Here is a 26,567-nt window from a genome sequence, read left to right on the forward strand (position 1 = left end):
ATCGGCTCTCCGGCGACGAGCGGCAGAGCAAGCGAGTGCCGGACTGGACGCTATACACCCAGACAACAAACCGGTGTTGACCGTGATTGCCCGCCCTTACAGGCACGCGCCCGTCCTCCTCGACCGCGCACACCGGATCGTCATCGCGCAGGAGGCATACGACTTTCCCCGGGGCGAACTCCCCCTAACCAGCGCCGCTGGGGGCACGGCGACCGGCTTGACGTCGCGCAGCGCCCTGCTCATCCGCTTCCTCGACCAGCTCCATCACTGTCTGAAGACCCGGCAGCAGTTCGACGAGCAGCGCGCCTGCACACCGCTGGCCGGGAGGTCCTGCAGGCGGGGCGGCCGATGTTCACCGCGGTGACCGTGGCGCCGTCGAGTCCGCCCTCGGCTTCTCCTCAGAAAAGCCTCAGAGTTCCACCAAGCCACGACGCGGAGGGGGAGCGACGATCGAACGGTCCCGGTCCGTCCGGCCCTGGGGCCGAGTCGGAGCGACACGCGTCGGCAGGTCCGGTGCCGACGCCAGAGCGTTGTCAGTCCGCTCAGTGCCTCCGGCCGTACCGATCGGCGCAACAAACAGATACCGAGATACGGAGGCGCCGTGATCTTCAGGAGCAAGTACCCGGATGTCGCCGTCGTCGATCGTCCTGTCCATGAGTGGGTGCTCGGTGAAGCCTCGGGGCGCGGTGCCCGGCCGGCCATGGTGGACGTGTCCAGTGGGCGAACGGTGACGTACGGCGAACTGGCCGCGCTGGTCCGCAGGCTCGCGGCGGGCCTCGCCGCCGAGGGGATCGCCAAGGGGGACGTGGTCGCGCTGCACTCGCCGAACACCGTCCTGTTCCCCGTGGTCCTCTACGCGGTCACCGCCGCGGGCGGCACGGTGACCACACTGTCGCCGCTGGCCACGCCCACCGAGATCGCCAAGCAGCTGATCGATGCCGAAGCGCGGCTGATGGTGAGCGTGTCGCCGCTGGTCGAGACGGCGCGGGCCGCGGTCGAGCTGGTCCGGCGGCAGACGGGCAGGGACATGGAGATCCTGGTCTGTGACAGTGCGGACGGTCATCGATCGGTGCTCGCGTTGCTGAACGACGGACCCGTGCCGCCGTTCTCCACCGATCCGGCCGTGGACGTCGCCGTGCTGCCCTATTCGAGTGGCACCACGGGCGTACCCAAGGGCGTGATGCTGACCCACCGTAACCTGTGCACCAATCTCGAACAGCTGAACAGGCTGCATCGGGTCGACGAGAACGACCGTGTCATCGCGATCCTGCCCTTCTTCCACGTCTTCGGTCTGACCGCTCTGGTCAACAATGCGCTGCACCGTGGCGCGACCGTGTACGTCCACGCCCGGTTCGATCTCGACGCGTTCCTGACCAGCCTGGAGCGCGACCGCATCACCCACGCCTACGTCGCCCCGCCGGTGATGCTCGCGCTGGCCAAGCACCCCGCGGTCGGGAGACTGGACCTGTCGCACCTGCGGCGCGTCATCTGCGCGGCGGCGCCGCTCGACGCCGGACTGCAGGCGGCGGTGGCCGACCGGCTGGGCGTGGAGGTCGGGCAGGCGTACGGCATGACCGAGCTGTCCCCGGCCTCACACATCCATGCCGACGGCAACCGGGACGAGCCCGTCGCGTGCGTGGGTCATCTGCTCCCGTCGACGCAGGCACGTCTGGTCGATTCCGCCACCGGTCAGGACGTGGCGGAGGGCGAGCCGGGCGAGGTGTGGATCCGAGGGCCGCAGGTCATGAAGGGCTACTTCGGACGGCCGGAGGACACCGACGCGACCGTCGATGCCGACGGCTGGCTGCACACCGGTGACGTCGGCCGGGTCGACGAGGACGGGAACTGGTTCATCGTCGACCGGGTCAAGGAACTCATCAAGTACAAGGGCTATCAGGTGGCGCCGGCCGAGCTCGAAGCCATCCTGGTGCGGCATCCCGGTATCGCCGACGCGGCCGTGATCGGCGTCAGTGACGAGGAGGGCAACGAGATACCCAAGGCGTTCGTGGTGCCCATGACCGGGGTGCCGATATCCGCCGCCGAGGTGATGGCCCACGTCGAGGGCGAGGTCGCCCCGTACAAGAGGATCCGCCGGGTCGAGTTCATCGAGGCCGTACCGAAGGCGGCCTCCGGGAAGATCCTGCGGCGCCGACTGCGGGAGCGGGAGCGGGCGCGTTCCTGAGCGGTGCCCGAGTTCGCGGGCCCGACGCTCGGGGGATGGGGCGGGAACCCAACTCCCCGGGTATGAATGGACGTTGTAAAGTTTTCGTGTGGACAGCGCGGTGTACCGATTCGGGCAGTACGCGTTGGATGCGGACCGCCGCCGACTCAGCCATGACGGGCAGCGGGTCGATGTCGAGCCCCAGGCGCTGGAACTCCTGTGCCACCTGGTCGAGCACCGCGGCCGCGTGGTGCCGGAAGACGAGCTGTGCGACAGGGTGGGGCACGGGCACGCGGTCAGCGGGGCCGCACTCGCCGCCGTACTACGGACGGCCCGTCTCGCGATCGGTGACAGCGACACACGACAGCGGCTGATTCGTGCCGTGCGCCCACACGGCTATCGGTTCGTCGCGCAGACGACGGTGGTCTCCACCGCCCCGGCCGCCCCTCTCCCGGCCCTCGGGGGCCCGGCAGAGGCGGACGCGGACCACGAGGTCATCCGTTTCTGCCGGTCCGCCGACGGCACCCGCATCGCCTACGCGCTCACCGGCAAGGGTCCGCCCCTGGTGAAGACCGCCAACTGGCTGACCCACCTCGACCTCGACCGGACCAACCCGATGTGGACGCACTGGTTCGACGGTCTCACCCGCGGCCGGCAGCTCATCCGCTACGACGAGCGGGGCTGCGGCCTCTCCTCGTGGGACATGGGCAGCTTCACGCTCGACGACCTGGTCGCCGACCTCGATGCCGTGGCCGATGCCGTCGGCCTCGACCGCTTCCCTCTGCTCGGAGTGTCACAGGGCGGCGCGGTGGCGGTCGCCTACGCCGCGCTTCGCCCCGAACGGGTCAGTCATCTGATCCTCACCTCCGCCTATGCCCGTGGGCAGTTGACCCGTGCGGGCAGCAACGCCGAGCGCGATGCCGCCGAGGTCGACCTCGACATCGCCCGCGCCGGATGGCGTTCGCAGGACAGCAGCAGCAGCTTCCTGCGCTACTTCGCCTCCCAGTTCCTCGCCGACGCCACTCCTGCGGAGTGGGACGCGTTCGCCGCGTACCAGCGGCAGACGACCTCGCCCGCCAACGGCCTGCGCTTCCTGGAGGAGTTCACCCGCATCGACGTCTCGGGCGTCGCTCACGAGGTGACCTGCCCCACGCTGATCATCCACTCCCGCGACGACGCGCGAGCCCCCGTCGCGCAGGCCCTGGAACTGGCCACGCTCATCCCCGACAGCCGGCTGGTTCTGCTCGAAGGCCGCAACCACCTGTTCACCGCCGACGACCCGGCCTGGCCCACCTTCCTCACCCACCTCTACAACTTCCTCTCCGAGTAGTCCGCCCCGGCAGACGGAACGACTGCGACGACGGGAGGGCCCCGCGGGGCACGGTGCACAGCCGTGGCGGCCGGGCAAACGCACCTGCGCTGCCACAGCCGATGCGGCTTGGCCGTGGCGGCACCGGGAGGACATGAGCGACGGGCGAGGGCCCACCGGCACAGCCTCGGCCGGTGGACCCGCGACGGCTGACAGGAGTAGACGCACCTCGTGTGTCCTGGTTCCCCCGTGTTGTTCTGACCGGACGTCCGTGAAGTCGTCAGCCGACTTCACGCACGTCGACGGTCCCGTCGGGCCACCCGCCGGCCTGCGGAAACGGTGTACGACTAGCCGATGACGATGTCGCAGTCGGCCGTCCCGCGGGCGGCGATGGTGGCGAAGTCCGCCTGGACGAAGGGGTCGTACGCCGCCGCGGTGAGGGTGCGGGTCGACTTGCGGGGCACCCACTTCTTGCCCGTCGAGTGCCTGACGTCCGACGCGTCCCACGACAGGTCACAGACCCAGTGGACGTTGCGGCCCGCGGGCCGCGGGTTGGTCGCGTTCGCGTCGATCCTCCAGTTGCCGTCCGCGTTCACGGTGAACGTGATGTTCCCCCGCACCTTGTGGCTGCTGTCGCTCGTCTTGAACTGGACGGACATGCCGTCCGCCGCGACGTGCTTGGTGGTGGCGTTGGCGTGTGCGGGAACCGTTCCCAGCAGCAGGGAGCCCAGCCCCGCCCCCGTCGCGATCAGCAGCGCCAGCCCCCGCCGAGTCCGGGCCTGACCGGACGTCCTGGTGTTGTCGAGTCGCATCTTCGTGTCCTTCTCTCGCGTTGTCCTGCGTCTGAGGTGAGTGCCGGCCTGGGAGAGATGCCTTCACGACTGCCCCTCCGCCCGGCACAGTTCAAGCATCGGGCTCGTCGACGGCCAAGACTTGGTGGACGTCTGAGGCTCGCATGAGGGCGGGCTGAGGAAGGGCTGAGGGGCTGGCGCTCAGTCGGTGAGCCGGGTTGACGGGGAGCGGGTGCGTTCGCCGGGACCGGTGGACCGGACGCAGACGGCGGCGTGCGAGGCCGGCGAAATGAGGCCCACGGGCTGGTCGGCACATGGTGCCGCAGCCGTCCGCAGGTTGCCGACAGCCTGCCCGGGGAATCGAGCCGGGTAACTCCGGGGGCCTCCGGGGGCGGCCCACGTACGGCGCGGGCAGACTCGAAAGACGCCGTCATCGAGGAAGAACACGGCCGCCGATCCCACGGCCCGCAGATGGCCGATCGGTCCCCCAGCCCCGCGACTCCTCAGCTCTCGGCTGCTGAGGAGTGGTGGCTCACTCGGTCAGGAAGGCATCGACGTGCGACAGGAACTCGTCCCAGGCCGGTTCGTGCTCGGTGAGCAGATGACTGCGGCTCTTGAGCAGGACCAGTCGGCTGTCGGGAATGAGCGCGGCCAGTTCATTGGCCTGGGAGACCGGTACCCGCTCGTCGTCGCGGGAGTGGAGGATCAGCGTCGGACAGACCACCCTGTGGGCGATGTCGGACACGTCGATCCGGGCGAACTCCTCAAGGAATCGAACCCCGTTGGACGGCGAGGTCGTGCGCCGCTGAAAGGCGCTGAACTCGTCCCAGTTCTCCGGTGTGTCATCGGGCAGGAACTGGGAGGCGAAGACCCGCAGAAACCGGGGGTCCTGATGCATCCATCCCACCCGGGCCACATCCAGGTCGAGGGCCGCATCGGCGTCTTCGGCCTCGCTTCGGGCCCGGACCTGCCGCCCCCGGGCGTAGGCCCCGGCGAGGATCAGCCGGCTGACCCGCTCCGGATGGCGTACGGCATAGGCCACCGCCACCGCGCCGCCCTGCGACACCCCGAGCAGAGGGAACCTGTCGAGCCTCACGGCCTCGACCACGGTCTCCAGATCGTCGACCCAGTCCTCGAACGTGAAGCGCGGCACCACCCAGTCGGAGAGGCCGCACCCGCGCTCGTCGTAGCGGATCAGCCGGTGGTTTCGGGCGAGCCCGCGCAGCCAGTGCGACCACACCGGAGTCGTCCACTCCAGGTCGAGATGGGACATCCAGTTGGCCGCCTTGAGCAGGGGCGGGCCCGAGCCGACGGCGGCATAGGCGATGCGCGTGCCGTCACCGGCCCTGCAGAACCGGATGGTCTGACGGTCGGCACCGCTCGGCCCGTCGGCTGTCGTCCCGACGACTCCGGTTCCCCGGTCGGTACTCGCGGGCGTGGCGTCACCGACGGTTGTCACCGGCGCCACGAACTGACAGCCCCGCCGGTGCACGGTACGGATCAGCTGCTGTCGGCTGCCGGTGTCGCCCACGGCCAGACGCGCAGTCCGCAGCGCCGTGGTGAGGGCGGCCTCGCTCACGAAGCGGTCACCCCACACCTCGTCGAGCAACTCGCTCTTCGGAACCACCCGGTCCCGGTGCTGGACCAGGTGGCACAGCAGGTCCAGGGCCCGGGGCTCGACGTGGACCGGCTCGCCGGTCCGACGGAGCTGCCGCCGAGAGAGATCCAGCTCGAACTCTCCGAAGCGATACTTGTCCCCCTTCACCTTCGCAGCGTACAACTCCTGTCTGTAGGCGTACACATGAGCGATATTCGGGTATGTCCGTCATGGTGGTCGCGCAGGTCCGAGCCGTTGCAGGTAGCGGATTCGTGCCTGGTGCGGGGTCAGGTATCCGATGGCCGAACGGATCCGGTCGGTCCCGGTTGCAACATTGCACGATCCATCCGAATACGTCCTGCCGGGCTTGCGCCGAAACATGAGCCGGCCCGCCCGACACTCTGCCGGATGTCCAACTAGGCCAAAGGTGGCCGGAATTGGTCCGAGGTGTGTTGCGGGACGGCCAGCGGGTTGGATGTGACGATGCGTCCCGCGCCACCATCGCCACCCAACTCCTCAACGCACGCGAGCCGTTAACCCTAAACGACCTGCAGCAACGGCTCGGCCACAAACTCTCCTTCGTCCCGCTCACCCATCTCCGGGGCACCATCGCGCCTCAGAAGGAATCACCCACGGAATGGCACCCCTCCGGCAATAGGTGCCCGGGGCGCCTACGACCACGTGGCGCGAGGCAACGCGTTCGTAAGTGGATCCGATCCCCCCAAGCGGCCGACCCTACGAGAGTTCCTTACGCATCAACGTGCACATCGTTTCGTAGCGGCGCACCGATCCGTCCGGAGCTTGCTCGTCCCACGAGTCAGGCTGACGGTCGTATGCGACATAGCCCAGTCGTTCGTACAGCGCCCGAGCCCGGGGGTTGTTCTCCTCCACGCCGAGCTCGGCCTGCCGCAGGCCGCGGTTCCTGATCCGAAGCTCCGCGGCTGCGACAAGGAAGGTGCCGATCCCGCACGACCGCAAGGCCGGATGGACTGCCAGCTGCCACAGAGTGCCAACACCCTCCTTGGCCCGGTAGTCGACGCCACCCTTCGCAACGGGAATGTCCGTCGCAGGGCAGACCGCAAGGTAGTCGACCTCGCCGAGCCGGGCACGCTCCAACTGCGTCGCGACGCCGGCCAAGTGGAGTTCGGACCCCGCCCACCCGCACGACACGAGGTCCGCGTGCACGAAATCGCGTGCCGACAGATTCAACACAACGTTGGTCATCTTCACCGCCTCCGACCAGCCAGCATCCATACCGGTCACACGGGACGCAACGCCGTTTCCTCCCTCCCCCGACAGCCCACCAGAACGGTCGCAATGCTGTCTCGATTCCCAACAACATGCCCCGGGGCGGCCGCAAAGCCTTCTGCCACGAATCTGGCACGCGGCGAGTGATCACCGCACACAGCAACAGGCCCGGGTCTCTGACCTGGGCCTTCTTCATGGAGCCGGTGACGACAATCGAACTCGCACTCTCAGCTTTGGAAGCTGCGGGCATTTCCGGCCGGTTCGGGCGCTGACCTGCGCGAACACTCACGGTGAGGCCTTGCCGGGCCAGACCGCTTTCACCGTGGTTCCCCGCTGTTCCCCGCTGGATCTGGTGCGGTTGTGGTGCGGCGCGTTCCGGTCTCGTCAACACCGATCCCTGCGCCCTCCGGGCGAACGCCAGGAGGGCGTTCCGCCTCGTGACCTACGCGGGCGGGCCAGACCCCCGGCGGCTCCTGCCCGAGTCTGCCCAGCGTGCACCCCGAGCGTCGGTTCCGGGCAGGTCGACCACCGCAGCGAGGTTAACTCTTGCATTAACATTGTGGCCGCGGCTCAATGGGAAGTGGTTCTCGTCGGGGAGGTCGCGGCGTGGTTCGAGGCACTGGCCGAAGAGGACTGGGACAGCTCTGAACAGGTAGAAGACGCCATCGACATGTTGGCGGCAACGGGCCCGACGCTCGGCCGTCCGCTGGTAGACCGGATCAAGGGTGCTGAGAACCATCACCTGAAGGAGCTGAGGCCGGGATCATCCGGGGGCAGTGAGATCCGCATCCTCTTCGCCTTCGATCCGGTGCGCCGGGCAGTCCTGCTGGTAGCCGGCGACAAAGCTGGAAACTGGCAGCGCTGGTACGACATCAACATTCCGCTCGCTGAGGAGCGGTACCAGGCACATCTGGCTGATCTTGAAACCAGGGAGTACGAATGAGCACCGTGAGCTGGGAGGAGACCAAGCGCAAGGCGCGCGAGCGGCGTGCGGCCTCGGGGTTGCCGGTGCGGTCGCATCAGGAGAAGCAAGCGGCCATGGACCGGTTGACCGCCGAAGTGCGCGCTCACAAGCTTGCGGAGGTCAGGCGCGAACAGGCGTTGACTCAGCGCCAAGTGGCCGCGTCAATGGGGGTCTCGGCACCTCGGGTATCCGCCATCGAGCACGGTGAGCTGGATCGCGCGGAGGTCGCGACTCTCCGGGCCTACGTGGAAGCGCTCGGCGGTCGACTGCGCGTAGTCGCAGACTTCGGGGACGCGGAGTACACCGTCGCCTGACGCGCGTGCCAAAGCTCTCGTCAATCAGCAAGGCCCAGGTCTTTGACCTGGGCCTTCTTCGCGGAGCGGGTGACGAGAATCGAACTCGCGCTCTCAGCTTGGGAAGCGTGGGTTCTTTGGTGGCAGTTGCTGCACTGACCTGCGGTGGAGCGGTGTCTGAGCTTGGGGCGCCTCCCTGGCCAGTCCCCGCCATTCCCCGTGGTTCCCCGCACGATCTGGCACGCGTATGGCACGGCCTCTCTGCCCACGACCTCGATGATCTGGCTGTAGAGGCCTTAGCCGCGCTGGGGAAAACCAGTTCGAGGACGTCGTCACTCGTAGGCCGCGGGTACGAATTCATCAGACTACTGGCCGTCCTCTTCAGCCCCCGGGTTGAGCGTTTCCGAGGCTGCTGCCCAGTCTTCAGGGTGCGAGACCGGCAGGAGCCGAAATTGCTGCTGGTGCGTGCTGTCATACGGTGTGACGGCATTGGACTTCATTCGAGTGTGGTCGCGGATGAGCAGCATCTCGATCACACGCGCAGCGGTCTGCAGGTCCTCTGCCGTCGTGCCGGTTGGAATGGCCGTAGGAGACAGGAGGGCACCGTTCGTATCGCGGTCAACGTAGAAACCTCGCTGTTTGGCAAGGTTGGCCTCGCCAGCTGCAACTGCGGCCTCCTCCTGCCGTTTTCTGTGGGCTTCCTCCCACGCTGCGTAGTCAGATCCCAGATCGGGCATGGCGCTGTAGTCACCCCAGAACTCATCGAGTTCGTCGCCGAAAACGATGGCTTGAAGGTACTTCTTCGTGTGGCTTCGTCCGTGCTGCGCCAGCGCATCCACCGTGCGAGACGTTTCATCTTCTTGGTTCCAGGCGTCTTGGAAGGCGTCGTAGATCCAGAGCGCTTTACCGAGCTCCTCCTGCGCCAGGACGGTGAGGGATCGTGCCCGCCCGTAGGACCTTGCGGACAGCAGGGTGTGCGCGTCGGTGATCAGTGAAGAGGCGTTGTCCATCAGCGCTTTCCAGAACTCGCGCGCCTGCACCGGGCTCATTTCGACCATCACCTCAGTGTGCCCTGCCTTCCCATCCGGCCCCATGGCATCGGGCCACGCTGATATCGAAGCCCGTGAAGCCCCGCGCCACGCTGATGCACAGGTGCGGCACCGCATCAAGGAGAGAGACGGGCACCCCTTGCCCGTGACCTGCGGCTTCGCTAACCGAGCTGGAGGCCACGAATGTGCGTTTCGGCCCTCTTGGGGACCGTGGCTGACCCCTGAATCTGGCACGACTGTGGCACGGGCCGATCGTACGTCAGGTGCGTGCCTCCCCCCAGGCATCGGTCAGTGAACGTCATTGGGTTGCATCACGGCCTGGGACGCCACCGCGACGCACGCCGACTTACGCTGTCGACAGCGAGCGGCGCGCCACGGACGGGGTAGTTCCGCCCAACAGATGGGCAAAGAGCCCCCATGGGGGAATCAGCTGACGGGACACACGAGGACCAGGCAGCGGACAACCGGCTGTGGCAGCACTGCCTCCACGAAGACAATGTGCGCTACCAGCAAGGGAACCTGTTCCTGGTAGCTCAGTCCCTCTTGGCCGTGGCCTACGGCACCATCCTGACCGCTGGTGATACAAACCTACCCTCAGCGCGCGTGATTGCAGCGTTCGGAATCGCATTCACGCTGACCTGGCTGTATGTCGGGCATCGCCACTTCCGGTACTTCCGAGCGATCCAGCGCCTCGCAACTGCGAGGTTCGCTGAGTACGCAGAGACATTGACGTGCCGGCCGCCGTGTTGGAGCTCACTACCACTGATTGTCTACGCACTACCCTCATTTGCCGCCCTGATGTGGCTAATCTTGCTGGTGATCACATAGGCGGTAGTGCGCTGACTCTTGGTTTGGTTCTCAGTGCTGCCGCCATCAGCTTGCGAAGCTGCGGACATCGATGGCCTGTTATAGGGGCTGACCTGCTCGAACGGCCGGTTCGCCGCCTCTGCGGGCTCGGCTGCTTTCACCGTGGTTCCCCGCTCGTTCTGGTGCGCTTGTGGTGCGGTCAGTGTCGGCGTGGGGCTCTACGAACCGGCGCGTCTGCAAGCGCCTCAGAGGTGTTGCTTGGCCGCTCTGACCAGTCGGCTGATGTCGTCCCGGGTCCGCACCCTGGCATCGTCGAGTTCGGTTCTGCTGTCTGTCTTGGACAACGTCGTAACGTCTGCCAACAGGTCCTCCGCGGACCGGCTCAGCGTCTCGTCACCGGTGAGCATCTGCACCCGGAACAGTGCCTCTTGGGCATTGGAGCGTAGGTCGTAGGCGCGGATCCGCACCGTGGGGGTCCTCCGGTGGGGGCTGTTCGTGCTCGCAGAACCAGAGGTGAACCAGGCAGCGGCGGTAGTTGACCAACGCGCCGGCGTAGGCAGAGTAGGCATCGAGTCGTTCCTGCCGGAGCTTTTCGCGGCGGGTGAACTGGTGGCTTCTGTCGGCGGTGCGCTGCTGGAACGCAAGGGTGATCCCCGAACCAAGCAGCGTGCCCAGGACGGCTATGCCGCTGGCGATGATGGTCTCCACATCCCAAGCCGATCACGTCTCGCCGTCCGCCGCGGGCCGTAACCCAACTCCGATACCAACACGCTTTCCAACTGTGTTGGTGGGGTCCTGGGCGTCGTTCGGGGCCGTTCACCTGGGTTCATCGGCGGTTGGCCACTGGCGTGGGGACGGCTCCGAGTCTCGCCTGAACGACCGCGAACGAGGCTGAATGAGACGGAAACTGAGACGGCTCGCGGCGCGAAGCGTCACTCGATGATCTCGGACCGTTCTCGAACCTGGTCGTCCAGCTTGCCTTCCTCCAGGTCGCTCAGCGCGGCTGCATATCCGGCCATGACCGCCTCGTGTACGACGTCGTGGAGGTCTACGGGGATCATGTCGAAGATGCCGGAGCAGACGTTCGCGGCTGCGTCGTACGCGGGTCGGTAGTGCGTGTCACGGATGCCGGCGCCCAAGTGGCTGACGAGACTGCGTAGCTCTTCCTTGTGGTCATCGCTCACGTCGACGTCACTACCCTCGCGCCTTGGTCGAGAACCGCACACCGGTGCACTGGGCGTGCCCCCCATGCGCTCTGCGTGCCGCAAGCGCCTGCCCTTCCTGCGACGACTCGCCTGACACGGCGTCATTCTTCACCTAGCCTTAAGGTCGATAAGGCTGAGGGGGTCCCTTGCTTCACACTCGCATGACGCGTGCACGGCTTTACGTACTCGTGGACTCGTTCGAATCTGACGTACGGCAAATGATTCTTCGGTTCATCCTCGACCACATGGGTGAGACCGAGGCTCTGGGTGACAGCTACGCGCGTGCAGCTGAACGCCGTCACGCTGACGCCAGCGACGACGAGCTATCCATTGTCGAATACCTCGACATGCGTGAAGCGTACGACATCCTGAACCGTCATCGGGAAGCACTCCCTGTGGAGCTTGCCCGGGAATTGCGTCTCGGCACGCCAAGGATGGACACCCTAGTACCGATTCGCAACCGCGTCATGCACGGACGTCCTCTGCAAGCTGGTGACGCAGAGAAGGCGGTAAGTGCATGTCGAGAATTCAAGAGCCGATTTTGGCCGACAATGCGCGACACCTTGGACAGGTTGAGTGCTGAACCGGAGTGGGAGCCAGCGTTTAACGGCGTAGATCGGCGCTACTCTGACCGGATTCTCCACAACCTTCCGCCGTTCGATTACGACGATACCGGCCTTATTGGAAGGTCTCAGTCGTGTAATGCCATCGTGAAACACCTCTTGAGGCGCCGTGAGCCAATGATCACTATCACGGGGGAAGGTGGAATCGGCAAGACGGCGCTCGCTTCCGATGTGGCTTATTCACTCCTTGATAATCCGGATTCGCCTTACGAATGCATTCTTTGGACGTCTTTGAAGACCGAGCGGCTAACGGCTAACGGAGTCGTCGAGATTGCGGGCGCAGTGCGCGATATTACAGGCGCAACTCAGAGCTTGGGTAAGGTCCTAGCAGACGACTTCAAGGGTGGCGCTGAAGAGCTGGCCGAAGCTCTGCAAGGAATTGAGACACTACTCATCATCGACAATCTCGAAACCGTCAGCGGTAGCGAGATCGTGACGCTGTATGAAACGCTCCCAGATAACGTCACGTATCTCATGACTAGCAGGATCGGCGTGGGACAAATTGAGCGCCGTATCCCTCTTCCTCCTTTGGAGAAGAAAGACGCGCAGACGCTTTTTCGTTCGTTTGCTAGAGTGCGCGGGGGGCGGGCGGAATTCTTGGCAAGCCTGAAGCAGGAAACTGTTGAGCAGATCGTCACTCGGCTTCGCTTCAGCCCTTTGGCTATTCGATGGTACGTCCTTTCCGTTGAATCTGGGCGGGAACCTCATCCCACTTTGACCGATCAGGACGAGTTGATCGACTTCTGCGTCCGGTCGGTATTTGACGCCCTGAGTGAAACACCCAAAGCTATCCTGTCTGTCCTCTATGCTCTCGATCGATCTTCGACATTCGACGAACTGGCAGTCCTGACCGACTCCCCAATCGATGCCTTGAATCTAGCGGTCAAGGAACTGAGTGCGGGTTCGCTCGTGAGTCAGAAACCCGACCCCACTGACGAGTTGATCTCGCGAGTTCAGATAACTGAAGCGGCTCAACACTTCCTGCGTCGAGTCGCGCCGCCGCCAAAAGCGGACATCAGTAGGACACTGCTACGAGAGCAAGAATTTAAACGCTCAGAGGAGCAGCGTCGTGCCGACGAGAGCAAGCGTCAACTCGCCCCCAACGTTGTCAGGATTCGTTCGCCGCATGATGAGCCCACGGCGCATCTTCTGCGGCTCGCCTTGGCGCAATCACGCGCAGGGTCGATCGAGCGTGCTCAGAGTTACCTGACGCGAGCCCGGGCGCTGAATCCAGAGTTCTGGGAGGTTGATCGTGTGGAAGCCTTCATCCTTTCCCAGAATGATCAGATCGACCAGGCTAGCTCCCTTTACCGCTCGGCCCTGCGTAAAGCTGACGATGCCGGTAAGGCCGTCATTTCCTACTACTTTGCGGGGCATCTTGCTGGCCGCGGTCACGACGTGGATGCCGCTCTACCTTTGGCCAAGTCGGCGCATGAGCACTTTCAGACCGCTGACACCGCCCAGTTGCTGGGAAAAATCAATCTGTGGGCCCGCAATTACGAAGAGTCCCAGGTTCACCTTGAGTGGGCCCTAGAAAACATGACTGGTCGAGGGCGACTCCGACTGATTATCCTGACCAGTCTGGTCGACTCTTGGCGCCGGTGGTCTGAGTCGCTACTTGAAGATGATCGACGGCCCGTAGAAGCCGCCCATAAGGCGTCAGCAGGGTTCTCTCAGGGCATCAAGGAACTCGACTCGGGGGCATGGGATCAACGACTAGCTGAAATGCTTCTTGAGAGTGCGAATGCTTTCCTGCGGTCGATTGGCGAGCTCGGATTGTTCCCTCCAAATTTCGAGAATGATGCAGTCCGTATCCTGAAGGGAGTGAAGCGTCATGCTGTCCTTTTTGAGCGCTGCGCTGCATGGCGTCATTTCCCCGGGCGGGTTGGCAGGTTGTATCGCCTGGCGGGCATCAGTGAGGAAGTCTCAAGCCTTTGTGAAAACTTGGTAAATGTGGCCAAGCCGAAACAAGGCGGCAGTTCGGATGTGTCGCCCCGAGGGATCGTCAAGGCCTGGCGCGGAACGTACGGTTTCATCTCGCATCCCGACTATCCCAGCGATGTCTTCTTCCCTGGAGCGGCAGTACAAGAAGGGCACGGCGTGAAATGGGACTCTCTTAACCCTGTCGGCATGCACGTCGTTTTTGAAGTCGACGAGCATGGCAAAGGCGACCGTCCGCGCGCCAACTACGTATCGCCCATCTCCGTAGACGAGTAGGCCATTAGAGCGAGGTCGGCGGAGCGGCTTTGGGGTGGCGCTGCTTTGGCGCGAGTGATCATGTCCCCGTAAGCTTGCGGCGCGTCGGGCAGTCTGTGGACCTGCCCGGTAAAGCACGAGGTTGGGGCCATGATCTTCGAGGCTCGCGCCAAAGTGGCTCCGTAAAGCCGTGGAGCCGACCGCCCCAGCCACGACGTAACCCCTTCTCTGGCATCAGGTGGCTGATTGCTGTGTGCGCGGCACGGGCGCCGGCCGGGCTGGAGCGGGACGAAGGCAGGAGCGCAGGCCCGGCCGGGGGCCGGGCCGCGCGCGGGGAGCGGAGCGAGCCGCCTTGAACCCGTAGAGAAAGTTGTAACTCAGTCGGATGCGGATAGCGGCGGCCTCCCCCGGTGCGGGGAGACGAGCGACCTGGTTAGATCCCGACCCACTTGAGATCGAACGTCGATAGCCTGTCAGCCACACTGGTGAAAGTGCGGGGCAAGAGGGGGCTGCCTGTGCGGGTGCGTCTGAGTTTCCAAGGTGTGGACATGCCGGAGGAGGAGCTGCGGTCGCTTCACCAGTGGCTGCTGGCGGATCCGTCCGCCCGCCGCTGTGCGCGGCCGCGTCTTGACTCCTCGCGTTCTTTGCCACCTGGAGCGCAGGGAGACGTGATCGACCTCGTCTCGCTGATCGTCGGCAGCGGTTTCAGCGCTGCATCTCTGGCCGTGTCCCTGGCTGGTTGGCGGGCTACCCGTCCGCAGAATCCGACGGTCACTCTGGACCGCCCGGACGGGGGCAGCATCACCATCTCGGCGTCCTCGCCCGATGAAGTGCGGCGTTTCATCGAGGAACTGAGCGCAGACGCGGTGGACGGCGATGACCACTCCGCCTGACCCATCTGCATCACGAGCCGTCTTCATCGGTGCCGGCAGCTACGAGACGCTTGACGACTTACCAGCCGCGGAGCGTAGCGCCCAGGCCCTCGCCACACTCTTCACTCAACCACATACCTGGGCCCTGCCAGCCGACCATTGTCGGGTAGTGATCAATCCTCAGACCCCTCGTCAACTGTCTAAACCCGTGGCCGATGCGGCGCAGGACGCTACAGACGCGCTGATTGTCTACTACGTGGGTCACGGACTCATCGAGTCGCGTACCGGCCAACTGTGCCTCGCGGTGGGTGACAGCGATCGAGCATCGGTGCACGACACAGCGGCGCCATTCGAATGGATTCGGCGCTCGATCGAGCACAGCCCCGCAGTTCGCAAGATCATCATCGTTGACTGCTGTTACAGCGCCCGGGCCTTCGGTGTGCAGGCTGCCGAGGTTGTCCTGGAGGTGGAGGGCACCTATCTGCTAGCTGCGTCCGCCGAGAATTCGGTTGCTCTCGCCCCTCCCGGAGAGCAGTACACGGCGTTCACGGGAGAACTGATCAGGCTCATAGACGATGGGGTCCTCGATGGTGGTGAATTCCTCGACCTGGACACGATCTACAGGAAGCTACGCCTAGAACTCAGCATCAAGGCCAGGCCGGAGCCGCATAGGCTGTGCCGCAACCACCTCGGCGGTGTTGCCTTCGTGCGCAACACAGCCTACGAGCCTCCGTCGGCACCGCGGTCCGACTGGAGGTCATGGAGCGCCGCCCAGCCAGCCGGTGGGGCCGCGGCGGGACCCACTGAGTCTGAGCCCTACGTCCGTCTCGCGAGTCTTCGCAGCCTGCTTGACCAACTGATCCAGCAGGTCTCACCTACGCACAGCCTCGCTGACACGCTTCAGGCCATCACCGATGGAGTGGTGGCGGGCTTGGGCTATGAGTTGGTAGCCCTCAACCTAGTCCGGCCGGACGGAGACTTGGTCGTCGCAGCTTTGGCTGGCAACGCCGCGGCAGAAGCTCTAATGACGGGCAGGGTCGGTTCCCGGGCCGCATGGGAGCGCCGCCTTTCCATGGGGGAAGCGTGGGGGACGTTGCGGTTCATCCCGCACACGGAAGGGTGGGTGCTCGACAGCGACGACGTGCCTCAGTGGAAATCTGAAGGGCCCGAACCACAACACAGCAATGGATGGCACCCTGATGACCGCCTGTTCGCTCCCATGTACTCCGCTGGTGGCAAGGATTTCGGAGACCTCGTCGGTGTTATATCGGTGGACCAGCCGCCCAACGGTCGTCGCCCGGGTGCATGGGGGCGCGAGGCGCTGCAGGTGTACGCAGCTCACGCCGCGGTTGCGATCAGTAACGCCCGGCTGAGAGCGAACATGCAGCGTGCGCTTGTCCGCCTCGAACGGGAGCAGCAAGCGCTGCGCGCGAGCGAGGAGTCCTTCCGGCAGGCCTTTGAATACGCGCCGTCAGGCATGGCGATCGCAGAAATGGGCGGTGATCAGCACGGAAGGATTCTGCGTACGAATGATGCACTGTGCCGGATGCTGGGAAGACCTGCTGCCGACATGCGCCGGTACTCCTTTTCTGACCTAGTCCATCCCGAGGACGTCGGCACCCTCCTGCGCACGTCCGCCGAAGGTGGCAGAGCGGAGGTGAGGCTTTGCCGCAGGGACCGCACGTATGTGCTGGTGTCGATGCGCAACAGCGTCGTCGCTGACAGTGCTTCCGGACCGCGGTTCCTACTGGTGCATATCCAAGACCTAGAGGGACCCTCAACGCGCCCTGTCAGTGACCAGCACTGATGCGAGCTGACTGATAGGGCGCGGACACAGACTCTGAAGGTGTGTGTCACACCCAAACGTAGGGCTTGAAGTGGTGTGCGCAGGCAGGGAGTTCCATGCCTTGGCGGTGGGCTAGGGTCTGTTGTGAAAGTGCTGGTCACAGCCACTCGTTGATGGCTGCGACCAGCATGGTCGCTTCGTAGCGGACGGCGAGTTTGTCGTACCGAGTGGCCACGGCCCGATGGCGCTTGAGTCGGTTGATCCCGCATTCGACCGCGTGCCGCTGCTTGTAGTCGTCCTTGTCGAACTTCGGCGGCCGTCCGCCGCGCGAGCCGCGCTTGAGGCGGTTGCGGACCCGGTCCGCCGGAACCGGGATGGTGGCTTTGATCCCGCGTCTGCGCAGGTAGGAGCGGTTGCTGCGGGAGTCGTACGCCTTGTCGGCCCGGACCCGGTCCGGACACCTGCGGGGCCTGCCGAGCCCCAGCCTCGGCACTCGGATGGCTTCCAGGACCGGCACGACGAAGATCCCGCCGGGCGGCTCCTTCTGGAGGTCCCCTTTTTTGCCGCTCCGGCGGCGTGCTGGTGGGCCCGGCAGACGGTGGAGTCGACGTTGACCTCCCAGGTAATCAGGCCCTTCGCGTCCGCCTCGGCCTGGAGCTGCGTGAGGATCCGCGCCCAGGTGCCATCCCGCTGCCAGCGCCGGAACAGGTCATAGACCCGGTCCCACGACCCATACCGTTCGGGCACGTCCCGCCACGGAGCACCGGTCCGGGTCCGCCACCGTATGCCGTCTATCAGCTGCCGCCGCGTCCACACCTGCGGCCGGCCCGGCTTGATGCCCGTCGGCAGCAGAGGCTCAAGCCGGGCCCACTGGCCGTTCGTCAGATCCCCACGTCCCACAGGACGTGATCATCACCGAACAAGATCCACTTTCGCAACGGACCCTAGTGGCTAGGCCAATCATCGCTTTGCGTAAGCGACTTCAAGCAGTTGGCAGCAGCGAGTGGCGCAGGTCACAGAAATGCGTCTCGCCATTCGGGATGACTGCGCGTCACGTCTGCCGCCTCTGCCTCTTGAGGCCCTCTTGTGTGCCGCATTGCCTCGACTTAGGGCACACGGAGGGCACGCGACCCTCGAATTGGTCTAGACAACAAACAAACCCCATGCTAATGGCCTAGGGTTTCATTCTGGAGCGGGTGACGAGAATCGAACTCGCGCTCTCAGCTTGGGAAGCTGATGTTCTACCATTAAACTACACCCGCGTAAGACGCCGACCGAGTCGGTGTCGAATGCTCGCTCACTCTACCTCATGGCAGACCCCCGGCGCTCAGGCCGCGGGGTCTGACTGGTTTTCAGGGGCGGGATGCGGCTGCGGGGCGCCGGAGTTGGGGCGTACGGTGGGGGCCTTGGAGAGGGGTCGGGCGGGGTCGGAGTGCCGCCTGGAGGGCCGTCCCTTCCATCCCGTAATGTGGCTTTTGTCGTCAGGTAAGCAGCAGCCAGGCGAGGCTCTTGGGGAAGGGACTCTAGGACTTGATGGAGCGCACCGTCGTCCGTTGTGCCGATGGGCACGTGTTCAGCACCGCTTCGTTCCCGATGCAGCAGGCCGACCGGCTCGGCCCCGGCCGGCTCGTGCGGTGTCCGCGATGTGCCCGGCTCCGCAGCGCGGTGCCGGTCGCCATGCAGAAGCGGTAGCGGGGCAGCAGGGCAGCAAGACAGCACGTCAGCAGTACAGCGGTAGCGAAGGCGCGCGGCTTCCGATTGTGGTCGGTCCGCGCGCCTTGCGTATCCTCGGGGCGTGCTTCTCTCAGACAAGGACATCCGGGCCGAGATCGACGCCGGGCGGGTGCGGATCGATCCCTACGACGAATCCATGGTGCAGCCGTCCAGCATCGACGTGCGGCTGGACCGGTACTTCCGGGTGTTCGAGAACCACCGGTACCCGCACATCGACCCGTCGATCGAGCAGGCCGACCTGACGCGGCTGGTGGAGCCGGAGGGCGACGAGCCCTTCATCCTCCACCCCGGTGAGTTCGTCCTCGCCTCGACGTACGAGGTCATCTCCCTGCCCGACGATCTCGCCTCGCGCCTCGAGGGCAAGAGCTCGCTCGGGCGGCTCGGGCTTGTCACCCACTCCACCGCCGGGTTCATCGACCCCGGTTTCTCCGGGCACGTGACGCTGGAGCTCAGCAATCTCGCCACGCTGCCCATCAAGCTGTGGCCGGGCATGAAGATCGGGCAGCTGTGCATGTTCCGGCTCAGCTCGCCCGCCGAGTTCCCCTACGGCAGCGAGCGGTACGGCTCCCGGTACCAGGGGCAGCGCGGGCCCACCGCCTCCCGCTCCTTCCTCAACTTCCATCGGACCCAGGTGTGAGTGGCGCGGGCATGAGTGACGTACGCGAGAACCTGACCTACGAGCGGTTCGGCACCGCCGTCCGTGAGCTCGCCCAGACCATCGCCGACGACGGCTACGAGCCCGACATCGTGCTCTCCATCGCCCGCGGCGGGGTCTTCGTCGCCGGCGGGCTCGCCTACGCCCTCGACTGCAAGAACATCCACCTCGTGAACGTGGAGTTCTACACGGGCGTCGGCACCACCCTCGAAATGCCCGTCATGCTCGCGCCCGTCCCCAACGCCATCGACTTCTCCGACAAGAAGGTCCTGATCACCGACGACGTCGCCGACACCGGCAAGACGCTCAAGCTGGTGCACGACTTCTGCCTCGACCACGTCGCCGAGGTCCGCTCCGCCGTGATCTACGAGAAGTCGCACTCGCTGGTGAAGTGCGAGTACGTGTGGAAGCGCACCGATGACTGGATCAACTTCCCGTGGAGCGTGCTGCCTCCGGTGAGCAAGTCGGGTGAGGCGCCCAAGGAGAACAAGGAAGCGCTCTGAGTCCCGCGCGCGTGTTCCAGAGGCCTCCGTACCGCCGGATCGGGTGATGTCCCGGTCGGTGGGCGCGTACACCGCCGATCCCTGTCCCCGGTGCCTGGTCGAGCAGGTCCGGCCGGGGCGTCGGCTGTCCGCGGCCGGGCGTGATGCCGTCGGCTACCTGTGCGCGCGATGCGGGCATGCGTGGTCCCGCCCGGTCGAGGACGACCTGGAGGTGGACGACGTCGTCAGGGCGGACCTCGACGACAGGACGCTCTACGGAACCGTTCGGCAGGTGGATGGGGAGCGGGTTCAGGTGCGGGGTACGGGTGGCGGGTCGTTGGTGTGGGTGGAGCGGTGGCGGGTCGTCCTCTACTGAAAGAAGGGGCTCCCGGTGCTGGAGGAAGGGTTCCCGGTACTGAAAGAAGGGGCTCCCGGCCGCGTGCCGGGAGCCCCTTCTCGTAGGCCTTCTTGTCCGCCTCAAGCCGTCGTCAGAACGTGCCCAGCTTCAGGATGGACAGCAGGGCGATCAGTTGGATTGCCGAGGCGCCGAGGGCCTTCGGCCACGGGAGGTCGTGGGAGCGGCTGACCATCGTGGTCAGGAGGGCGCCCGCGGCGACCCAGGTGGCCCAGCCCAGGATCTGGACGAAGGAGGCGTCGCCGCCGAAGAACATCGCGACGACCAGGCGGGGCGCGTCGGTCAGGGACATGATCAGCATGGAGAGGCCGACCGTCGGCTGCCAGGCGCCGTTGCCGCCGAGCTGGCGGGCCAGGGTGTGGGTGACGACGCCCAGCACGAAGAACGACAGCACCATGGCGACGGCCGTGGTCAGCACGATCGGCACCGCGTTCGACAGGGTCGCGTTGATCGCGTCCTCGCGGGCCGCGTCGAAGCCGAAGACCGCGAGCAGGCCGTAGAGGAACGTCACGATCAGGGCCGGGCCCCACATCGTGTAGTCCCGCATCCGGAGGAAGGTCTGGGCGGGGGAGACGATGATCCCCTTCAGCAGTTCCTTCCAGTGCAGGCGGGGGCCCACCGGGGCGGCCGGGGCCGCGCCCGCCTGGTAGGTCTGGCCCTGGTTGTAGGGGTCGTCGTGGACGGAGAACGCCTGGGTGTGGCCAGGGTTGTTCGCCGCGTACGGGTCGTGCCCGCCGCCGCCCGGCCCCTGCGGGTACTGCTGCGCGCCGCCGTCACCGAAGTACTCCGGCTCGCCGTGACCGCCGTAGCCACCCCCGTGGCCGCCGCCCTGGCCGCCGTACGGCTGCTGCGGCGGCGGAGGGTAGCCGTACGACGGTGCCTGCTGCCCGTACGGAGGTTGTTGCGGTCGCGCTTGCGGGGCCCGGTTGTCCCGGCCGCCGCGTCCGATCCTGAATCCAGCCACGTCTTCGAACGTACCTGGTCCCGGAGAGTGACGTGCCGGGCCCGGCGGTCCGGGCCCGGCTTTGCGGCCGAGCTGTGACATCCCCTAAGGGATTCCCAAGGGGGGATTGGGGGTTGGGCCAGGGGATACGGCCGTGTCAGCGCTGCATTTCCTGGCCCAGTCGGCCCGCCTTGGACACGCCCACCGACCCCGGACCGAAGACGACCGCGTTCGACGTGGTCACCCCGGACGCCGTACCGCGCAGCGAGGTGACGCTGCCGTCCGCTTCGTTCTCCCCGTCGGCGCCCACGGACAGGTCGGCCCTGCCGTCGCCGTTGAGGTCGGACAGGCGGACCGCCGAGCCGAAGCGGTCGGCGGTCTCGGCACCGCCGGGTACGCCGGAGGTGTTCTGGTTGATCGCCTGGGCGCCGGTGGACGCCAGACCGGACGCCGAGCCGCGCAGCACGGTGACGCTGCCCGCCAGCCGGATGCTGCCGAGGTCCTCGTAGATCGCGCCGACGGCCAGGTCCGCGTATCCGTCGCCGTTGACGTCGCCGAGGGAGAGCGAGTGGCCGAACCAGTCGGAGGGCTCGTCCGCGCCCGGCACTCCGGGGCTGTCCTGGGTGACGGTCTGGTGGGCGGAGGTACGGACGCCGTCGGCGCTGCCGAGCCAGAGGCTGACCGAGCCGCCGTCGCCCTCGCGGACCGTGCCCGGGGAGGCCGAGGTGACCACGTCGGCGTAGCCGTCGCGGTTGACGTCGCCGACGGCCGCCAGCTCCCAGGCCTCGCTCCTGAGGAACGTCTGGAAGGCCAGGGTGGACGGCGAACCGAGGTACACCAGCGTGCCGTCGTCGTACCCGCCCGACTCCGGGTGGTACTGGCCGCTGATCACCAGGTCGGCCGTGCCGTCGCCGTCGACGTCCCCGGCGGCGAGGTTCTGGGCGCCGTAGATGCCGTTGCCGGCGTAGAGGTCGGTGGCGAGTTCGTAGCGGGACGCGGCGCCGGAGGTCTTGGAGAATCCGCCGCGGTGGATCCAGACGTCCTTGCCGGTGCTGCCGACGGCGAGGTCGGCGTCGCCGTCCCCGTCGAAGTCGGCGACGGCGAGGGACTGGCCGTACTCGTCGTGGGCCGAGCGTGCCGGGTCGGGGACGTTCTGGCCGCCGGACAGGCCGGACTTCGAGCCCCAGACGATGGTGGCCATGCCGCCGTCCTTGTCGCCGCTGACGTCCTCCTTCTCGACGCCGACGACGAGGTCGGCGTACCCGTCGTTGTTGAGGTCGCCCGAGGCCACGGCCCTGCCGAAGCGGTCGTCCTTCTCCGCGCTGCCGGGGATGCCGGCGGTGTTCTGGGTGAGGACGGTGCGCCGGGAGGCACTGATGCCGGACGCGGAGCCGTAGTTCACGACCACCGCGCCCGCGTAGGCGGCGCTGCCCACCTTCGCGTAGGGCGCGGTGGTCACCAGGTCGCGGTAGCCGTCGCCGTTGAAGTCGTCCGCGAGCCCCGACGGCGCGGCGGAGGCGGCGGTGGCGGGCAGGGCGGTGAGGAGGCCGGTGACGAGGGTGGCGGCCAGGACGAGCGTGCGCTTGCGCAAGACGGGGCTCCAGACGAAGGGGGACCGCCGGGCCCGTGGGTGCGGGCCCGGCGGCGTACGGCGGTGCTGCGGCTGGTCAGTCGGCGAAGTTCGCACCGAACCAGGGCGATCCGGTCGTGGAGACGCCGGACTTGCTCGGGGAGATGGCCCGCGCACCGCTGGTGGTGATCTTCGTGCCGTTGGACGGCAGGTAGGTGACGGCGCCGTTGCCGGCGTTCTCGCCGGAGCCGATGGCCAGGTCGGCCTTGCCGTCGCCGGTGAGGTCGTCGAGCTTGACGTCCATGCCGAAGAAATCGCCGTCCTCGTTGGCGCCGGGCACACCGGCTGTGTTCTGGGAGTAGAACTGGGCGCCGGAGGAGGTGTTCAGGCCGCTCGCGCTGCCGTAGAGGATGGTGACCGCGCCGGCGTCCACGGCGTCGCCGAGGTTCTCGCCCGCGACACCGACGACGAGGTCCTGGTAGCCGTCGCCGTTGATGTCGCCGAGGTCGAGGTCGTAGCCGAAGTAGTCGTTGCCCTCGGCGGTGCCGGGGACGTTGCCGGTGTTCTGGGTGATGCCGGTGGCCGAGCCGGGGCCGTCGGCGGTGCCGTAGGTCACCCAGACCTTGCCGCCCTTGGCGGCGTCCGGGATCGCGGTGCCGTCACTGGTGGTGGCGTTCCAGTGGGCGCCGCTGACGATGTCGCCGAAGCCGTCGTTGTCGATGTCGCCGATGGCGGTGATCACGCCGGGCTTGAGCGTCCGGGTGGAGCCGGTGTCCAGGCCGGAGGCGGTGCCGGGGATGAAGTAGTTCTTGTTCCAGCCGTACTCGGTCCCCTCCTCGTAGCCATCGACGACCAGGTCGGTGCGGCCGTCGCCGCTGACGTCGCCGGCGGTCAGGTTCAGCGGGCCGCCGGCGTCCGTGCCCTGGATCGGGGGCGTGATGGTGTAGCGGCCGCCCGGGGTGCCGCCGGTGGTGAAGCCGCCCTTGTAGACGTACACGGTGGAGTTGCTGCTGCCGACGGCCAGGTCGGCCTTGCCGTCGCCGTCGAAGTCGCCGGCGGCGAGGTTCTTGCCCCAGTAGTCGTGCGAGGAACGGGCCGGGTCGGGGACGCTGACACCCTTGCCGGTGATGCCGGAGGCCGAGCCCCACAGGATGGCCAGCATGCCGCCGTTCTTGTCGCCGCGGACCTCCTCGCTCATGGAGCCGACGGCGATGTCGTCGTAGCCGTCGCCGTTGAAGTCGGCGAAGGCGGTGTCGTAGCCGAAGCGGTCGCCGGCCTCGGCGGTGCCGGGGACGCCGGTGGTGTTCTGGCTGATGACGGAGCGCTTGGCGGTGGAGATGCCGGTGGCGGAGCCGTAGAGGACGACGAGCTGGCCGGCGGCCTTCCGGCCGTTCACGTAGGCGCCGTCCGCGGAGAAGGCGATGTCGCCGATGCCGTCGCCGTTGAAGTCGGCCTTCGCGACGGTGGTGGAGTCCGCGGCCGTCGCGGTCGTCGTGGTGAACGTGAGCAGACCGCCCGTCAGCGTGGCGGCCGTGGCCGTGGCGAGGGTGAGTCTGAGCGTCTTGTGCATGCGGATTTCTCCTGCTGCGTACGGGGATGCCTGGCGGGGGCATCCGCAGCCGTCGGGGTCACGGGTGGGGGGGTGGCCGTGTTGTCCGGGAGTTGTTCCGGAGTTCACGTTCCGGTCGGCGATCAAGGAGACCCGTGGTGGCAGCGGAGGGTTGTACGTGTGTTCGGTAACGTTTTGAGCTACCGGCGGCCCAGGGAGGCGGCCGTCGACGCCGACGTTCGCCGGGACCTTGCTCTAGCGGTACGGCCGCTGCTGCGGCTGCCCGTACGTCCGGCCGTCCGCGGCCTGCGCCTGGAGCTGCTCGGCCTGCTCCTCGGCGATCTTCTGCTCCGCGCCGCAGAAGGTGCACTGCGTCGCGTACTTCGTCGAGACCGGGAACAACGGCACGAAGAACAGCGTGAACTTGGTGACGCGCTTGCGGAGCGTGTGCGCGGCGGGGTTGCCGCAGCTTGCGCACACGAGGGTGAGTATCGCGAGCTGGTGGAGGTAGCCCTTGGTGCCGAAGATGATCATTCCGGGGCCTTCCGGGTTGGGGCGGCGGACGGGGCGATGCCGGGCTCGGTTTCCTGCGGGCGCTTGGCTACGAAGGAGCCGAGGCCGGGTTCCGTATAGGTCAGGCCTTCTTCGCGCAGGGCCCGCAGCACTTTGTACGCCGTTGCGTTGGCGATCCCGAACTCCGCCGTGAGCTGCACGACGGACGGCACCCTGGTGCGCGGTGCGTACGTGCCGTCCGCGATGCGGCGCCGGATGATTTCGGCGACCTGGCGCCAGCGGGGGATGTCAGGGGCGAATTCCATCACCACACCATCATCCGCATGCCTGTACATCTGTGCGATGCAGAGAAATCCTGGAACCCCTAGAATGCCTAGATTTCCTTCGCTACGGTATGGGTACGACAGACCCCCGCGACGGTTGCAGCCGTCCGGGGGCGTGGCCACCAGCCGAATCGGAGCTGATGACATGACCGACCTTATCCGCCGCCTCGCTACCTGGGTGGGCCTCCTGCTCTTCCCGCCCCCGCGGAAGCCCGTACCGTACGCCGAACCCCCGGCCGCCCCCTGGCCGCTCCACCCCTGCCCCCTCCCGGCCCACCGCAGCCCCTACGGCCTGGACACCCCCCTCGACGCCACCGCCACAAGAGCCGTCCGCCCGTACCTCACCGCCCACGAACAGCGGCAACGCCGACGGGAGTTGGCGCTCGCCGCCCTCGGTCAGGACATGCCCGGCCCCTGCTGGATCCACGGGCTGGAGGTCGCGTGACGGATCACCCGCCCCGGCTCCTCCCCTGGACCGGCACCGAGGGCAAGCCCTGCTACCTGATCACCGACGACCACGACGGCCCGGTCTCCCGGCTGGCCGACATCGCCGAGTCCGTCCAGCTCGGCGCGGGCGGGCAACTCGTCGCCCACGCCCGCGAGATCCTCCCGGACGCCCCGCCCGGCGAACTCCGCTTCCTCGCCGAGTGCCTCACGCAAGCCCTCGATGACGTACTGAGGGTCGCGCAGAGCCGGGGGCGGCGGCTGGAGGGGTTGGAATGAACGGCCTCTACGTCCGTGGCTGCGTTGCTAGCGTTGCAGCCATGGAGATGAAGACGGTCACGATCAGGCTCCGCGCTGATGAGCTGGATGCCATCCGCCGACGTGCGGAAGCGCAGGGCAAGAGTCTTCAGGCGCACATGCACGACACGCTGCTCGCGGAGTCGAAGGAGGCGGACCGGCTGTTGCGCCGGTCGGTGCGGGAGGGCGTGGAGCGGTACGCCGAGGCGTTCGCCGAGGCCGACCGGGAGAACGACGCCCGGCTGGCCCGCCAGCGTGAGGCGGCGCGCGGTTTCGAGCGGGAGCCCGGCGAGTGGTGACCCCCATCGACCTGCCCCAACTGCTGGCCGTCGCCGAGACGTTGCCGCGTGACCCCCAGGTCGACGACCTGGGGGTCCTGACCTGCGCATGTGACCGGATGACGGCCGTGGCGCTGGAGCGCGAGGTCTATCCCACGCTCCGCTACAAGGCGGCGGCGCTGCTGGAGCAACTGGCGCGCCACGATGCGCTGGAGCACAGCAACTACCGGTTCGCGTGGCTGGCCGTCCGCGAGTTCGCCCGCCTGAACGGCTACCGCCTGGAAGCGGAGCCCAAGGAGGCACTGGCCCTCGTGCTCGGCGTCCGCGCCTACGAGGTCGAGCTGCCGGAAGTCGCCCGCACCCTCTCCTCCTGGTGGGTCCCCGTCGACCCGGAGTGAGCGAGCGGACATGACGACGCCCCCTGCCCATACGCATGGAACAGGGGGCGTCGAAACCGCCGTAG

The 26,567-nt window shown here is 66.7% G+C and carries 24 protein-coding genes, 1 tRNA gene and 4 pseudogenes; 16 read left to right on the top strand and 13 right to left on the bottom strand.

What is annotated here, in order from left to right; translation table 11 throughout:
* The first annotated feature begins 217 nt into the window (after window positions 1-217).
* From ICC28_RS07940 to ICC28_RS07950, 3 genes are all read left to right on the top strand, one after another.
* The gene (locus ICC28_RS07940) at window positions 218-364 is read left to right on the top strand and encodes a hypothetical protein (protein ID WP_411158574.1); all 147 of its coding nucleotides are present in this window, start codon (window positions 218-220) and stop codon (window positions 362-364) included.
* A 237-nt stretch (window positions 365-601) separates the two neighbouring features.
* Window positions 602-2,182, top strand: a complete 1,581-nt coding sequence (locus tag ICC28_RS07945) for an AMP-binding protein (protein WP_188287721.1) — start codon at window positions 602-604, stop codon at window positions 2,180-2,182.
* Between the two features lie 88 nt (window positions 2,183-2,270).
* Entirely contained in the window at window positions 2,271-3,491 is a 1,221-nt protein-coding gene (locus ICC28_RS07950; RefSeq protein ID WP_188287722.1) for an alpha/beta fold hydrolase, read from the top strand.
* A gap of 326 nt (window positions 3,492-3,817) precedes the next feature.
* On the opposite strand, the gene ICC28_RS07955 is transcribed toward ICC28_RS07950, so the two are convergent.
* From ICC28_RS07955 to ICC28_RS07965, 3 genes are all read right to left on the bottom strand, one after another.
* Window positions 3,818-4,282: a hypothetical protein gene (locus ICC28_RS07955; RefSeq protein WP_188287723.1), complete on the bottom strand. Its 465-nt coding sequence runs from the start codon at window positions 4,280-4,282 to the stop codon at window positions 3,818-3,820.
* 511 nt (window positions 4,283-4,793) lie between these two features.
* Window positions 4,794-6,026, bottom strand: a complete 1,233-nt coding sequence (locus ICC28_RS07960; RefSeq protein WP_188287724.1) for an alpha/beta fold hydrolase — start codon at window positions 6,024-6,026, stop codon at window positions 4,794-4,796.
* A gap of 567 nt (window positions 6,027-6,593) precedes the next feature.
* Window positions 6,594-7,082, bottom strand: coding sequence for a GNAT family N-acetyltransferase (locus ICC28_RS07965; RefSeq protein WP_188287725.1), 489 nt, complete (start codon window positions 7,080-7,082; stop codon window positions 6,594-6,596).
* Window positions 7,083-7,662: 580 nt separating this feature from the next.
* Here ICC28_RS07965 and ICC28_RS07970 point away from each other — a divergent pair.
* Window positions 7,663-8,049, top strand: a complete 387-nt coding sequence (locus ICC28_RS07970) for a type II toxin-antitoxin system RelE/ParE family toxin (protein WP_411158581.1) — start codon at window positions 7,663-7,665, stop codon at window positions 8,047-8,049.
* Window positions 8,046-8,384: an XRE family transcriptional regulator gene (locus tag ICC28_RS07975; protein ID WP_188287726.1), complete on the top strand. Its 339-nt coding sequence runs from the start codon at window positions 8,046-8,048 to the stop codon at window positions 8,382-8,384. The genes ICC28_RS07970 and ICC28_RS07975 overlap by 4 nt, the downstream gene beginning before the upstream one ends.
* 344 nt (window positions 8,385-8,728) lie before the next feature.
* Here the strand turns inward: ICC28_RS07975 and ICC28_RS07980 are convergent, their stop codons facing one another.
* From ICC28_RS07980 to ICC28_RS07990, 3 genes and pseudogenes are all read right to left on the bottom strand, one after another.
* Window positions 8,729-9,421: an AbiV family abortive infection protein gene (locus tag ICC28_RS07980; RefSeq protein ID WP_188287727.1), complete on the bottom strand. Its 693-nt coding sequence runs from the start codon at window positions 9,419-9,421 to the stop codon at window positions 8,729-8,731.
* A gap of 1,043 nt (window positions 9,422-10,464) precedes the next feature.
* A pseudogene (locus ICC28_RS07985) lies at window positions 10,465-10,927 on the bottom strand (hypothetical protein).
* Between the two features lie 224 nt (window positions 10,928-11,151).
* Entirely contained in the window at window positions 11,152-11,403 is a 252-nt protein-coding gene (locus ICC28_RS07990) for a hypothetical protein (RefSeq protein ID WP_188287728.1), read from the bottom strand.
* 266 nt (window positions 11,404-11,669) lie between these two features.
* On the opposite strand from ICC28_RS07990, the gene ICC28_RS07995 reads away from it, so the two are divergent.
* From ICC28_RS07995 to ICC28_RS40365, 4 genes and pseudogenes are all read left to right on the top strand, one after another.
* Window positions 11,670-14,264, top strand: coding sequence for an NB-ARC domain-containing protein (locus ICC28_RS07995; RefSeq protein ID WP_188287729.1), 2,595 nt, complete (start codon window positions 11,670-11,672; stop codon window positions 14,262-14,264).
* Window positions 14,265-14,791: 527 nt separating this feature from the next.
* Window positions 14,792-15,136 (top strand): effector-associated constant component EACC1, encoded by a 345-nt coding sequence (locus ICC28_RS08000; protein ID WP_223188536.1) that lies wholly within the window; start codon window positions 14,792-14,794, stop codon window positions 15,134-15,136.
* Window positions 15,120-15,749: pseudogene (locus ICC28_RS40360) on the top strand (caspase domain-containing protein); the annotation flags it as partial. The gene ICC28_RS08000 and the pseudogene ICC28_RS40360, both read left to right, overlap by 17 nt.
* 210 nt (window positions 15,750-15,959) lie before the next feature.
* A pseudogene (locus ICC28_RS40365) lies at window positions 15,960-16,919 on the top strand (PAS domain S-box protein); the annotation flags it as partial.
* A 139-nt stretch (window positions 16,920-17,058) separates the two neighbouring features.
* Here the strand turns inward: ICC28_RS40365 and ICC28_RS08010 are convergent.
* Together ICC28_RS08010 and ICC28_RS08015 are read right to left on the bottom strand one after the other, a co-directional pair.
* Window positions 17,059-17,801: pseudogene (locus ICC28_RS08010) on the bottom strand (IS5 family transposase).
* Between the two features lie 288 nt (window positions 17,802-18,089).
* A tRNA-Gly gene (locus tag ICC28_RS08015) sits at window positions 18,090-18,163 on the bottom strand.
* Window positions 18,164-18,696: 533 nt separating this feature from the next.
* Between ICC28_RS08015 and dcd the strand changes: the two genes are divergently transcribed.
* The 3 genes from dcd to ICC28_RS08030 are packed head-to-tail and all read left to right on the top strand — an operon-like array spanning window position 18,697 to window position 20,148.
* Complete coding sequence (dcd, locus tag ICC28_RS08020; protein WP_188287732.1) at window positions 18,697-19,272, top strand: dCTP deaminase; 576 nt, start codon at window positions 18,697-18,699, stop codon at window positions 19,270-19,272.
* An 11-nt stretch (window positions 19,273-19,283) separates the two neighbouring features.
* Window positions 19,284-19,793 (top strand): phosphoribosyltransferase, encoded by a 510-nt coding sequence (locus ICC28_RS08025; protein ID WP_188287733.1) that lies wholly within the window; start codon window positions 19,284-19,286, stop codon window positions 19,791-19,793.
* Window positions 19,794-19,839: 46 nt separating this feature from the next.
* The gene (locus ICC28_RS08030; protein ID WP_188287734.1) at window positions 19,840-20,148 is read left to right on the top strand and encodes a hypothetical protein; all 309 of its coding nucleotides are present in this window, start codon (window positions 19,840-19,842) and stop codon (window positions 20,146-20,148) included.
* Window positions 20,149-20,260: 112 nt separating this feature from the next.
* On the opposite strand, the gene ICC28_RS08035 is transcribed toward ICC28_RS08030, so the two are convergent.
* The 5 genes from ICC28_RS08035 to ICC28_RS08055 form a co-directional block, all read right to left on the bottom strand.
* A complete protein-coding gene (locus tag ICC28_RS08035) occupies window positions 20,261-21,232 on the bottom strand; it encodes a Yip1 family protein (protein ID WP_188287735.1) in 972 nt (323 codons plus the stop codon).
* Between the two features lie 55 nt (window positions 21,233-21,287).
* Window positions 21,288-22,721: an FG-GAP-like repeat-containing protein gene (locus ICC28_RS08040; protein WP_188287736.1), complete on the bottom strand. Its 1,434-nt coding sequence runs from the start codon at window positions 22,719-22,721 to the stop codon at window positions 21,288-21,290.
* Between the two features lie 76 nt (window positions 22,722-22,797).
* The gene (locus tag ICC28_RS08045) at window positions 22,798-24,270 is read right to left on the bottom strand and encodes a VCBS repeat-containing protein (protein WP_188287737.1); all 1,473 of its coding nucleotides are present in this window, start codon (window positions 24,268-24,270) and stop codon (window positions 22,798-22,800) included.
* Between the two features lie 234 nt (window positions 24,271-24,504).
* Complete coding sequence (locus tag ICC28_RS08050; RefSeq protein WP_188287738.1) at window positions 24,505-24,783, bottom strand: zinc-ribbon domain-containing protein; 279 nt, start codon at window positions 24,781-24,783, stop codon at window positions 24,505-24,507.
* Window positions 24,780-25,067 (bottom strand): winged helix-turn-helix domain-containing protein, encoded by a 288-nt coding sequence (locus ICC28_RS08055; protein ID WP_317453978.1) that lies wholly within the window; start codon window positions 25,065-25,067, stop codon window positions 24,780-24,782. Before ICC28_RS08055 ends, ICC28_RS08050 begins: the two co-directional genes overlap by 4 nt.
* Window positions 25,068-25,230: 163 nt before the next feature.
* Here ICC28_RS08055 and ICC28_RS08060 point away from each other — a divergent pair, with 163 nt between their 5' ends.
* Genes ICC28_RS08060 through ICC28_RS08075 form a run of 4 tightly spaced genes read left to right on the top strand, consistent with a single transcriptional unit; the run spans window position 25,231 to window position 26,502 of the window.
* The gene (locus tag ICC28_RS08060) at window positions 25,231-25,530 is read left to right on the top strand and encodes a hypothetical protein (protein WP_188287740.1); all 300 of its coding nucleotides are present in this window, start codon (window positions 25,231-25,233) and stop codon (window positions 25,528-25,530) included.
* Window positions 25,527-25,808: a hypothetical protein gene (locus tag ICC28_RS08065; protein ID WP_317453979.1), complete on the top strand. Its 282-nt coding sequence runs from the start codon at window positions 25,527-25,529 to the stop codon at window positions 25,806-25,808. Before ICC28_RS08060 ends, ICC28_RS08065 begins: the two co-directional genes overlap by 4 nt.
* Window positions 25,809-25,849: 41 nt before the next feature.
* Entirely contained in the window at window positions 25,850-26,125 is a 276-nt protein-coding gene (locus ICC28_RS08070) for a hypothetical protein (RefSeq protein ID WP_188287741.1), read from the top strand.
* On the top strand, window positions 26,122-26,502 hold the full coding sequence (locus ICC28_RS08075; protein WP_188287742.1) for a fic family toxin-antitoxin system, toxin component: 381 nt from the start codon (window positions 26,122-26,124) through the stop codon (window positions 26,500-26,502). Before ICC28_RS08070 ends, ICC28_RS08075 begins: the two co-directional genes overlap by 4 nt.
* The last annotated feature ends 65 nt before the right edge of the window (window positions 26,503-26,567 follow it).

Origin of the sequence: Streptomyces sp. TRM68416 (assembly GCF_014596915.1) — a bacterium.
In the GTDB taxonomy this organism is placed as follows: domain Bacteria; phylum Actinomycetota; class Actinomycetes; order Streptomycetales; family Streptomycetaceae; genus Streptomyces.